Annotated in this window: 12 protein-coding genes; 7 read left to right on the forward strand and 5 right to left on the reverse strand. The window is 46.7% G+C overall.

The window, feature by feature from the left end:
* Nucleotides 1–64: 64 nt before the first annotated feature.
* Genes ACE1TF_RS19965 through ACE1TF_RS19985 form a run of 5 tightly spaced genes read left to right on the forward strand, consistent with a single transcriptional unit; the run spans nt 65 to nt 3,277 of the window.
* Nucleotides 65–517, forward strand: a complete 453-nt coding sequence (locus tag ACE1TF_RS19965) for an SRPBCC family protein (protein WP_375019368.1) — start codon at nt 65–67, stop codon at nt 515–517.
* A gap of 25 nt (nt 518–542) precedes the next feature.
* Nucleotides 543–1,148, forward strand: coding sequence for a CDP-alcohol phosphatidyltransferase family protein (locus ACE1TF_RS19970; RefSeq protein WP_375019370.1), 606 nt, complete (start codon nt 543–545; stop codon nt 1,146–1,148).
* Between the two features lies 1 nt (nt 1,149).
* A complete protein-coding gene (locus ACE1TF_RS19975; RefSeq protein WP_081829014.1) occupies nt 1,150–2,097 on the forward strand; it encodes a phosphatidate cytidylyltransferase in 948 nt (315 codons plus the stop codon).
* A gap of 20 nt (nt 2,098–2,117) precedes the next feature.
* Nucleotides 2,118–2,747 carry a lysophospholipid acyltransferase family protein gene (locus ACE1TF_RS19980; protein ID WP_375019372.1) on the forward strand — a complete coding sequence of 210 codons (630 nt, stop codon included), beginning with the start codon at nt 2,118–2,120 and terminating at the stop codon, nt 2,745–2,747.
* Entirely contained in the window at nt 2,738–3,277 is a 540-nt protein-coding gene (locus ACE1TF_RS19985) for a hypothetical protein (protein ID WP_375019374.1), read from the forward strand. The genes ACE1TF_RS19980 and ACE1TF_RS19985 overlap by 10 nt, the downstream gene beginning before the upstream one ends.
* On the opposite strand, the gene ACE1TF_RS19990 is transcribed toward ACE1TF_RS19985, so the two are convergent.
* Nucleotides 3,227–3,925 carry a glycosyltransferase family protein gene (locus ACE1TF_RS19990; protein WP_042397832.1) on the reverse strand — a complete coding sequence of 233 codons (699 nt, stop codon included), beginning with the start codon at nt 3,923–3,925 and terminating at the stop codon, nt 3,227–3,229. The two genes, ACE1TF_RS19985 and ACE1TF_RS19990, sit on opposite strands and share 51 nt — an antisense overlap.
* A gap of 102 nt (nt 3,926–4,027) precedes the next feature.
* On the opposite strand from ACE1TF_RS19990, the gene ACE1TF_RS19995 reads away from it, so the two are divergent.
* Nucleotides 4,028–4,777: a TylF/MycF family methyltransferase gene (locus tag ACE1TF_RS19995; protein WP_375019376.1), complete on the forward strand. Its 750-nt coding sequence runs from the start codon at nt 4,028–4,030 to the stop codon at nt 4,775–4,777.
* Between the two features lie 19 nt (nt 4,778–4,796).
* Here ACE1TF_RS19995 and ACE1TF_RS20000 read toward each other — a convergent pair whose 3' ends face one another.
* The 4 genes from ACE1TF_RS20000 to ACE1TF_RS20015 form a co-directional block, all read right to left on the reverse strand.
* On the reverse strand, nt 4,797–5,765 hold the full coding sequence (locus tag ACE1TF_RS20000; protein ID WP_375019378.1) for an AEC family transporter: 969 nt from the start codon (nt 5,763–5,765) through the stop codon (nt 4,797–4,799).
* A 102-nt stretch (nt 5,766–5,867) separates the two neighbouring features.
* Nucleotides 5,868–6,653: an SDR family NAD(P)-dependent oxidoreductase gene (locus ACE1TF_RS20005; RefSeq protein WP_375019380.1), complete on the reverse strand. Its 786-nt coding sequence runs from the start codon at nt 6,651–6,653 to the stop codon at nt 5,868–5,870.
* Nucleotides 6,654–6,805: 152 nt separating this feature from the next.
* Nucleotides 6,806–8,425 (reverse strand): hydantoinase B/oxoprolinase family protein, encoded by a 1,620-nt coding sequence (locus ACE1TF_RS20010; protein WP_375019382.1) that lies wholly within the window; start codon nt 8,423–8,425, stop codon nt 6,806–6,808.
* A complete protein-coding gene (locus ACE1TF_RS20015; protein WP_375019384.1) occupies nt 8,397–10,508 on the reverse strand; it encodes a hydantoinase/oxoprolinase family protein in 2,112 nt (703 codons plus the stop codon). Before ACE1TF_RS20015 ends, ACE1TF_RS20010 begins: the two co-directional genes overlap by 29 nt.
* Nucleotides 10,509–10,740: 232 nt before the next feature.
* On the opposite strand from ACE1TF_RS20015, the gene ACE1TF_RS20020 reads away from it, so the two are divergent.
* Nucleotides 10,741–10,921: hypothetical protein (locus ACE1TF_RS20020; protein WP_375019386.1), on the forward strand; the 181-nt coding region annotated here is incomplete at its 3' end.

Below are 10,921 nucleotides of genomic sequence, written 5' to 3' on the forward strand. Positions count from 1 at the left end.
ATTACATAGAAGTCGGTGTTCGTTTTCAAACGTCTTCGGGTATAGAATGCCAAGGAGGGATTCGATGCGCTTATACACATTAAAAGAAACTCAAGTTTTACCGATATCAAAAGAAGATGCTTGGGAATTCTTCTCTAACCCCGGTCAACTTTCTTCCATCACACCCGGCGATATGAAGTTTGATGTAAGAAATGATATAAAGGATCGTATGCACCCGGGCATGATTGTTCATTATGATTTGAAACCTCTGCCCGCGTTCCCGGTTCAATGGGTAACTGAAATTACCCACGTCGTTGAAGGCGAGCTATTTGTGGACGAACAGCGCTTTGGGCCGTTTCGTTTTTGGCATCACCAGCATCATTTTCATGATCATCCAGACGGTGTAGAAATCGAAGATATCGTCCATTACGTGTTACCTTTCGGCCCGATCGGGCGACTAGCCCATCAGGCTATCGTCGAGAAACGGTTGAAAGATATCTTCTCTTACCGCAAAGAACAGCTCGCAAAACGCTTTTAAATCCAATTGTTCGGCGGTGATTACAGTGGCAACGATCTATGATATCAAACCGAAATTCCAGGCAATGCTGCGCCCGTTGGTCGTGAAGCTCCATCAGTGGAACGTCACACCAAACGGGGTGACGGTCAGCGCAGCACTGCTCTCTATTCTCTTTGGACTGCTTCTATACATACAGCTCCATCCCGTATTGTTGCTCCTGCTGCCTGCATTTTTACTCTTGCGCATGATGATGAATGCGATTGACGGCATGCTCGCAAAGGAGTACAACCAACAAACCCGCCTTGGGATGTTTCTAAACGAGATCGGAGATATGGTTTCCGATGCTGCCCTTTATTTGCCCTTGGCGATATGGATTGATGTGCCCGTTGAATTGATCATTGGCATCGTCGTCATCGCACTCGTCGGAGAAGCCGCAGGTATTCTCGGTATAGCTGTAGGTTCTACGCGGCGTTATGACGGACCCTTCGGTAAAAGTGACCGTGCCTTTTTCTTTAGTGTCCTTGCGTTTGCACTGTATTTCTTTTCGTTTCATTCAAACGTTTATTTAATCGCACTCGGTATCGTGTTCATCCTGAGTGTGATGACTGTGATTAACCGCATACGAGCTGCACTCAAAGAGGGGGAGGGTTAACGTGTTTCCAGACTGGATTGAGACACAGCCATTTTATCAAATTATTCAAAACTCATTAGTCGTTGTGCTGCTCGGCATTTTTGTACTTCTAATCGTAGCGACTGTCATTACAAAACTACTTACAGTGCGCGGCCACGAACTAGGCGAAGTAAAAGACCGCATTCGTTCATGGTGGTTTATGGCGATTATATTTACGTTTGCCACACTTATCCATGAAACCATTTCGCTTTTATTCTTTGCCTTTCTAACGTACTTAGCATTAAAGGAATACTTTTCAATGATTCCAACTCGGCGGGCTGATCGTCGTGTGTTGTTCTTTGCCTACCTCGCTATACCGATTCAGTTTCTATGGATCTATATGGAATGGTACGGGATGTTTATTATATTCATTCCAATTTATATGTTCTTATTCTTGCCAATCATCATGGTGCTCATCGGAAAAACTTCAGGTTTCTTAAAGTCGATCGGCTCGATTCATTGGGGCATGATGCTCATGGTATTTGGTTTAAGCCATTTGGCTTACTTTCTCGCTGTACCTGGAGCAGGGGGAGCCGCAATGATTGTGTTTGTCGTCGTACTTACCCAACTTAATGACGTGAGTCAATTTTTGTTCGGGAAAGCATTTGGCAAGCGTAAAATTGTACCGGCTGTGAGCCCGAATAAGACGTGGGCGGGTTTTCTCGGCGGTGTGTTCGTGACAACCGGTTTGGCCTTGTTACTCTTTCCATTGCTCACCCCCTACACATGGCCGTTTGCTCTCTTTGCTGGACTCATCATTAGCATCTTTGGATTTATCGGCGATGTGAACGTGTCGGCATTAAAACGAGATCTCGGCGTCAAAGATAGCGGTCAAGCGTTACCTGGTCACGGTGGCATTCTTGATCGAATTGACAGTTTAACGTATACAGCTCCCCTCGTATTCCACTTTACGAGTTACTTTTATTTCTAACGGGAAGGAAGGTTACCGGTATGCAAAAGTTATTTTTCTTGCTCGTTGTGAAACCCGTTCTCCTCATCGTTCTCGGCATGAATATTCACGACATTGATCGCCTGCCCAAAAACGGACCCGCTGTCATGATCGCAAACCATAACAGCCATCTGGACACTCCGTTAATGATGAACCTCTTCCCGCTAAAAAAGCTACACTTGCTTCGGCCGGTTGCCGCATTTGATTACTTTTTCACGAACAAAACCCGCGCTTGGTTTGCGACCCGAATTATGAACACGATTCCGATCAAACGCAGTGGCAAATCCAAAGGAGAAGACGTTCTCCAACCTCTTTCTGATGCACTTGAACGAGGGGAAATTCTTATTTTTTTTCCAGAAGGTTCACGAGGAGAGCCTGAACAGATGACCCAATTAAAAAGTGGGTTAGCACATCTTATAAGTCGCCATCCCGATGTGCCGGTCGTCCCAGTCTTTACGCATGGACTCGGCAAAGCATTGCCAAAAGGAGATCCGTTACTCGTTCCTTTCGTTGCTACCATTCGCATTGGTACCCCATTGTATTGGAACGGAGAACGGAAGCTTTTTATGGAGCAAGTAGAAGAACAGTTTAATCAAATGAGACAAGTAGGAGCCAACGCAGAATGGGAGTAAAACGATGGGGCGCGATATGGGGATTTGCTGAAGCGACCGTCTTTTTCATCGTCCCTGATGTGCTCATTACGTATGCCGCACTTACGAAAACACGCACGTTCATCGTCTGGTTGTGCTTATATACACTGATTGGGGCGCTTGTCGGAGGGACATTAATGTATGCTTTGGGCATCGGTTTCGTCAAAGAAGGCAATGAGCTGCTCACTCATATTCCAGCTATTGATGCCCAGCTTGTGGCAGATGTCCAGCAATCTCTCATTGAGAGTGGGCTCATTGCCATGCTCCTCGGACCGACACAAGGCATACCGTACAAAATTTTTGCCCTTAACGCTTATCATGCTGATGTGTACTTTTGGTTATTTATAATCATCTCTGTCCCTGCTCGTGTCATTCGCTTTCTACTTGCCGGTCTGCTTGTTTCTTTTATCAGCCAGACGCTCTTAAAGCGCCAGTCCAAAACAGTCAAAGTCGTTTTATGGCTAAGTTTCTGGGTTATTTTCTACACGTTTTATTTCATCGGGATGACGTGAATACCATTCTAAAAACATGTGCAAGTAATGATTGTATGCCGGAGCATCAAAACCAGTGCCACAGTTATGAAACGTCCACGGTGTCGTTTGGTGCGGCACGACAACCTGATACCCTGCTCGTGCAAATTGAACGGATTGACTCACATCATAAAAATGCCAGCCGTCAAACTGCTCTACCCACGGGAGATCGTGTTGTGTCACCATAATGAGTCCATCAATTGCAGCAACCGGCACGTACGTGTCTGTTGGATTCGTAAATGTAAGCACGCTCATCGTATCGCGGTACTGTAGCGTCATACCATAAAGAGCGGCAGCAGGCGCTTCCCACCAGATGCCACTTTCCGGTATGTGCTCCGATCCTGCAACACCAATCATGCCAATTGACGGATGATTAAAAACATACAGCACATGAAACAAAAAGAGCTGATCAATTACCATCGTGTCTTGATGATGATAAATTTTATACTTTGCATCCGTTTCGTGCATGGCTCGGTTATACCCCGTCGTCATGCTGGGTTGACCTTCCATTGGTATTCTCTCTACCGTATAACCGTCTGGAATGGCTAACGCTCCAATGTGCCGACAGCTTTCCTCATACTCCTCCCAATCATTCACACAACAAATAAACGCGAATTTTTTCGGGTCCATAAAACACCTCCACACCACAATTTATGGAGAGATCTGTGGGCATATGTATCAAAATCCGTTCCTTTACATAGTGTGTAGAAGGATTATACGGGGAGGCATACAATGGACGTTGAACATGCACACGCAAAGTATTTGGAACTGCTTAAAAGAGCAATTCTTTTTGAGATTTGGCAAGAATATGAAACCGACCTTGCTTGGTGGAATCATGGGTTTGATCGGGAACGTCACCAAAAAGGGGAAATATGGCCACAAATTGCGCATAGCATGATTGGTCGTTATCGGATGAACAATCTGCAAGGCTGTATGACGTCTGTCGTTAAAGACAACATTCCAGGCGATTTTATTGAGACGGGCGTCTGGCGAGGTGGGGCTTGCATCTTCATGAGTGGTTTTCTTGATGTGATGGGAATAACAGACCGTAACGTTTGGGTCGCTGACTCCTTTGAAGGCTTGCCAAAACCAAACGAAGAAAAATACCCAAAAGACAAAGGGGATACGCACCATACCGTTGACTATTTACGAGTATCTCTTGAGGATGTGAAACACAACTTCAACAAATATGACCTACTCAACGATAATGTTCATTTTCTTAAAGGCTGGTTTAAGGATACATTGCCCAGCGCACCGATCGAGCAATTAGCCATTTTACGTCTAGATGGTGATTTATACGAGTCAACGATGGACAGTTTAAATAATCTGTACGATAAAGTGAGCCCTGGCGGCTATATTATCATTGATGATTTCATACTTCCTGGGTGCAATGCTGCTATTATGGACTACCGAGCTGAACACCACATTACCGAACCGCTCATTCCGATCGACAGCATGAGCGTGTATTGGCGAAAGAAATAGAGGCCCTACTGGGCCTCTATTACATCATCGCTGTAAGCATATACAAAATCGGTAATGTGACGACCAATCCTATGGTACTCACAATCCAGTTTGCGTTTGCTAAGTCTTCATCCAACCCAAACAGCTGGGGTGGGACAAGCGCTGAGACAGCTGGCGGCATGGCAGATAAGATGAGGATCACTTTGAGTAACATCCCTTCGGCATAAGCACCTAAACCAAGCAAATAAGCAACACCTGTAACCGTCACAGGAACAATTAGGTGTTTAATGGTGAATATCATTGTAGCCGGTTTAATATTTTCTCCAACAGATCCGATTCGCATTGAAAATCCGACCGGAATGAGCAAGAAAATCACCGTCAGCGGCACGAACCATTCGTTTACTTGATCATAAACGGTGGCATAAGGAATGCTCGAGACGTTCAGGAGCGCCCCTACACAAATCGCAGAAAAGATGACCATAATGAACGGATCTTTCAAGATCCGTTTCCATCTCGGCTGGGAATCCTCTGTACGTTGAGCGCCGAATTTCCTAGCAATTGGATAGCAGATCGTATAATAGACGAGCTCCTCAAACAAGCGAAACAACGCTACGAACGGAAGTGCTTCAAGTCCAATAAAAAACACAACAAACAATCCGCCAAAACTGCCAAGATTCAAAAAAGCACCGGTCACGAACATAGAACCGGTTTGCTTTCTACTCATCTTCATCCATTTAGCAAAAAGTACAGCGAGCACGCCACCAAGAAATATCGTAAACACACCGAGCACCGGTAAGATGAGAAACGTTTGATTCGTAAGGTCGGCGTTCCAAAATGCGCCAACGAGGATAATTGGCATCATTCCGAGCAGCACAAACAACGTAAGAAACCGGAGGAACTTGGCAAGCGGAAACCATCTAGGCAGTCGCTGTCGATCGGCATAGACGCGGAGCACCCTGCCGATCGTAAGTCCAAGAAGAATGATACTAAACACGAGGAGCAACTGCATAATTTACCTTCTTTCTTACGTAAACACCAAGGCTAACTCCATGAAACAGCCCCAAAAGCAGATCTCTCACGCTACCTTTTGGGGCTGTTTCACGGGATTTAATTAATCAAATTCAATCGGGCGCGCGATTTTGTTTATCGCGCCACCATCAACCATAATTGTCTGACCGCTTACGTATGTTGACTCATCAGATGCAAGGAAAAGACAAGCATTGGCAATGTCTTCCACTGTGCCAATTCTGCCCATCGGTTGAAATTTCAGTGTGTCACGAAACGCCCCTTCAGGGTCTTCCAAAGATGCAAATGTATTCTGTAATAGCGGCGTATCTACAGTGCTCGGTCCAACCGCATTTACACGAATTTCATCTTTCCCGTAATCAAGCGCCATCTGACGAGTGAGGGCTGTGAGTCCGCCTTTCGCACTCGCATACGCAGCAAGACGGGTAATCGTCTTCTCTGCATGCCATGATGCGATGTTAATGATGGAACCCCCGCCTGAGCGTTGCATTTCAGGGATGGCGTACTTTGAGCAGAGGAACGGACCGTTTAAATTGACATTCATCACATTTTGCCATTCTTCCAAACTTGTATCGGTAACACTTTTTCGAATATTAATCGCAGCATTATTTACGAGAATATCAATCTTTCCGTATTCACTTACGGCACGTTTCATGAGTGCTTGAACGCTCTCTTCGTCACCCACATCGGTTTGCAGTACGATGGCATCAACCCCGTCATTTTGCAGTTCTTGAACGGTGTCACGGCCCGCTTCTTCATTCACTTCCGCAATGACAATGCGCGCCCCTTCTTTGCCAAACGTTCGAGCAATTCCCGCGCCAATGCCTTGGCCGGCACCTGTAATTACAGCTACTTTCCCTTCTAACCTCATCGGAATCCTCCTTCATTATCGCTTCTGCCAAGGAAATCGTTCATATTTAAGCCAGTAGGCCCCGAGTAAAATGGACAGAAAAATCGGCGCCACACAAAAGATTACAATCAAATGGAATCCTTCCATTCTCGCAATCTCCTTTTCTATTGATCTTATCTTAACACATACCCATTTCGCTCGTCATAAGCTTTTGATTCTGCTGAGCGCTGTTTCGGATCACCAAACCCTCCCCCACCAGGCAGATGAAGTGTCATCACGTCATCGGCTGCTAACGTGTAGAGCTTTTTCGTTTCTTGTACTTCTTGCTCATTAATGAACACTCTAGCTTTCGCCCCATCTGCACCTCCAGAAAACCCTTTCGGGGCAAATTGCGTGCGCTCAAACATGAGCGGTACGTGATAAGCTTGGTCGCTTCTAACCCCAAATGTGATTTTTTGGCCTAATCCGCCTCGAAACTCACCGTCGCCACCAGAACCTTCGCGTAATTCTTTTTCATGAATAAACACTGAAGAAGTGCTCTCAATAATCTCTACCGGCGTCCCTTTCACACCGGACGGAAACGTTGTCGCATTCAAGCCATCTTTCCCCGGTCTGGCACCCGCTCCACCGGCGTTGAACACCACATTGGAGAAAGGTTCTCCCTCGAAGTCAACACCGTGCACTTGTAGGGCAAAAATTGCCGCTGCTCCTTCAGCAGGCACTCGGTCTGGGAGAATTTCATGAAGCGCGCCGAGCACACAAACTGGCGCGAGATGACCGATAATGTGCCGCGATGCTGTCGGCATCGGGTGCACGGCATTGAGGACACAACCTTCAGGTGCAGAAATGGACACCGGGCGAAAACTGCCTTCATTGCTCGGGATATCAGGAGCCACGGTAGCTTTTAACACATAATTTACGTACGCCAATGTGTAGTTCAAGCAGACGTTAATCGCTTTTTTACTTCCTTCTGACGTGCCGGCAAAATCGACGTGCACTCGGTCGCCTTTTACGGTAAGTGCACACTTTAATCGTATTGGCTTTTCGCTGCCGTCACTCCATAGCTCATTCTCATACGTGCCATCAGGTAGCTCGCGAATGGCGTTTCTCATCGCTTCTTCTGATAAGCGAATAATTTCTGCGCCGACCTCTTCAACATCTGGCAAATCAAACTCCTCGAGTGTTTCAATTAAGCGAGCAATCGCGACTTCTTGGGCGACAACTTGAGCGCGCAAGTCACCAACGACTTGGTACGGTGCTCGCACATTCGTGCGTATCAGGGCGAGTAACGTTTCATTCACTGTTCCTTCGGAGTAGAACTTCATGTAAGGGATATGCAGCCCTTCTTCATAAATGCTCTCTCCTTCTGGACTAAACCCGCGACCTCCCACATCGGAGACGTGACACGTCGATGCAAAATAACCGATGAGATCATTGTTAAAAAATACAGGAGTAACGATCGTCACATCTAACAGATGACCTGAAATTTCATACGGATTATTGCCAATGAGCACATCTCCTTGTTTCAACGTTTCGGTGTCCACGTTCTTTAAAAAGTGACGCACGCCTGTTGCCATTGAATTGATATGCCCAGGGGTTCCAGTGTTCGCTTGAGCGATCATGTCACCTTGTTTGTTGAACAAACCAGCAGACAGATCATTGGCGTCCGAAAGGATGCTTGTAAACGACGTGCGGATGAGCGTTTTCGCCTGTTCTTCAAGAAGTGTAACGAGACGATTCCAAATGACTTCCAGCTGGATGGGATCAAATGCGTGTTGTGGATTGTTGTGCATCTGTTGAGACCTCCTGATCTGTAACTTTGCGCTCAAGGATGATGTTATGAGAACGATCGAGTGTGACAAGAAACGCTGGTGGCACAACGACGGTCGACTCTCTTTCCTCGATAATGGCAGGCCCTTTGAGCTGAACGCCAGCAAATAGTTGCTCACGCTCATACACTGGGGTGTCGATCCACTCGCCGAAATAGACGTTACGCGTCGCTTTCTCGGTCGGGTTAAAGCCGCTTTCTTCTGTGCTTTTCAGTTGTAACACTGGCTCTTGCCCTTGAACGATTACCCTCCAGTTAAGTGTTTCAATTTCCATCTCTTCATTTGCTTCTGCATATAATTCTCGGTACGCGTCTTTAAAACGGTTCACAATCTCCTCTTCTTGATCACCTAAGTTTCCTAGCGGCAACGATACGGTAATTTCATGGGTCTGACCCCGGTATTTCATGTCCGCTTTCCGAATGACGGTAATGCCTTCGCCCACACCGGCTCGCGCAAGCAGCTGCTTGCCTTCCTCTTCCATTTCGGTAACGAGCGTCATCACATGTGCCCAATTCAGTTCATGCAATCGCCCGTAAAAGCTTCGCACAAAGTCAAACGCTAACGGCGAAGTGAGGAACCCAAACGCAGAATTCACGCCTGCCCCGACTGGCAACACAATCGTATTCACCCCGAGAATATTCGCAACATTGCCGACATGAACTGGGCCTGCACCACCCGAAGCATATAAGGAGTAATTGCGCACATCTTTTCCTTTTTCAACCGCATGAATGCGGGCAGCACTTGCCATATTTTCGTTCACGACTTGATGAATACCCCACGCCGCTTCAACTGGGTCTAACCCTAATGGCTTCGCGACTTTTTTATGAATGGCTTCCTTCGCTTTTTCTACGTCTAACCGCATATCTCCACCAAGAAAATAATCCGGGTTCAAATACCCGAGTACCAGATCAGCATCCGTTACCGTCGGCTCCGTTCCCCCTTGCCCGTAACTTGCCGGACCGGGCACACTGCTCGCACTCTTTGGACCGACTTTCAATAAGCCGAGTCGGTTAACACCGGCAATACTGCCTCCACCTGCACCGATTTCAATCATCTCAACGACAGGCACTTTGACGGGCATGCCGCTCCCCTTCAAAAATCGGTCAGCACGACCGACTTCGAATTCTGTCGTCGTAAGGGGTACGCCTTGATCAACAAGACTTGCCTTTGCCGTCGTCCCGCCCATATCAAAGACGAGTACGTGGTCTTCATCGGCTTGTTTGCTGTAATGCGCACCGGCAATCGTCCCACCGACAGGCCCAGATTCTAATATACGAATTGGAAACTGGATAGCTGTCTCGACGGTGCATGTGCCCCCTCCAGAAAGCATCATGAGAAACGTACCGCGAAAACCTCTCTCCGTTAATGTCTGCTCCAACTGGGTTAAGTATCGCTCGACGAGTGGTTTGACGAACACGTTGGCGACGGTCGTTGACGATCGTTGATACTCGCGTATTTCTGGTGACACCTCTGATGAAATCGATAGATGCAACTCTGGAGCGACGCGCTTAGCAACCTCTCTCACTTGTTGCTCATGGGCAGCATTTCGATAGCTATGTAGCAAACAAACGGCAACGGCCTCAACGCCAGATGCAACGATTTCCTGAAACACTTCTTCTACTTTTGCTTCATCAACAGGTTTGTAAACACTACCATCACTCGTCAAACGCTCTGGCACGGTAAACCGTAAGTGCCGGGGAACGAGTGGCGCCGGGTTATCGACCATCAAGTCATACAAGTCATACCTGCTTTCTGACGCAATTTCCAATTGATCTCGAAACCCTTCCGTCGTAATGAGCGCTGTCTTTGCGCCGTTTCGCTCAATTAACGCGTTCACGACGAGTGTCGTCCCGTGAATGATACTCTCCAGCTGATCATACGACCAACCGTGTTTTTTCATATTTTCATCGAGCCCTTTAATAAATCCTTCCGAAGGATCTGGATACGTCGTTAACGTCTTGCCGAAAAACCGCTCTCCATCACTTGTAATAAACACCAAGTCCGTGAACGTACCACCAATATCAACACCCGCTCTGATCATCGTCATCGGATCATCCCTTTATATCGTTAGTCTATTTACTATATTTCTGCACAGTTGTCGAAATACCTTTAGAGAACTTTCTCTATTGACTTTTCTTTCTGAAAAGCGTACATTTAGATTAACAAAGGGGAGTAGCTCCTCATTAAAGTCGTCATGACGGGCCTATTTTTGCCCCGGCTTTAGTGCAATCAGACCGATTGTAGCAAGACCTTTGCCATCATAGGTGAGGTCTATTTATATGTTCAAAAAGACCTTCACCAATCCCGTGGTGAAGGTCTTTTTTTCGGGCTCTACACTAAATGTTGGGGTGGAAAAACAACTGAGGCAAAATAAAATACGCAGGCTCCTTTGTCCTCTATACTTGAATTTGCCGAAACAAGTCATAGACAAGGAGCTGCGTATCCATGCATTTTATCACA

Origin of the sequence: Geomicrobium sp. JSM 1781026 (assembly GCF_041949955.1) — a bacterium.
GTDB lineage: Bacteria > Bacillota > Bacilli > Bacillales > Marinococcaceae > Geomicrobium_A.

Bases quoted from the DNA above. Each gene is read 5' to 3' on its own strand.
- ACE1TF_RS20015 (WP_375019384.1), bottom strand. From the start codon at position 10,508: ATGACGATGATCAGAGCGGGTGTTGATATTGGTGGTACGTTCACGGAC.
- ACE1TF_RS20005 (WP_375019380.1), bottom strand. From the start codon at position 6,653: ATGAGGTTAGAAGGGAAAGTAGCTGTAATTACAGGTGCCGGCCAAGGC.
- ACE1TF_RS19995 (WP_375019376.1), top strand. From the start codon at position 4,028: ATGGACGTTGAACATGCACACGCAAAGTATTTGGAACTGCTTAAAAGA.
- ACE1TF_RS19985 (WP_375019374.1), top strand. From the start codon at position 2,738: ATGGGAGTAAAACGATGGGGCGCGATATGGGGATTTGCTGAAGCGACC.
- ACE1TF_RS19965 (WP_375019368.1), top strand. From the start codon at position 65: ATGCGCTTATACACATTAAAAGAAACTCAAGTTTTACCGATATCAAAA.
- ACE1TF_RS20000 (WP_375019378.1), bottom strand. From the start codon at position 5,765: ATGCAGTTGCTCCTCGTGTTTAGTATCATTCTTCTTGGACTTACGATC.
- ACE1TF_RS20010 (WP_375019382.1), bottom strand. From the start codon at position 8,425: ATGCACAACAATCCACAACACGCATTTGATCCCATCCAGCTGGAAGTC.
- ACE1TF_RS19980 (WP_375019372.1), top strand. From the start codon at position 2,118: ATGCAAAAGTTATTTTTCTTGCTCGTTGTGAAACCCGTTCTCCTCATC.
- ACE1TF_RS19990 (WP_042397832.1), bottom strand. From the start codon at position 3,925: ATGGACCCGAAAAAATTCGCGTTTATTTGTTGTGTGAATGATTGGGAG.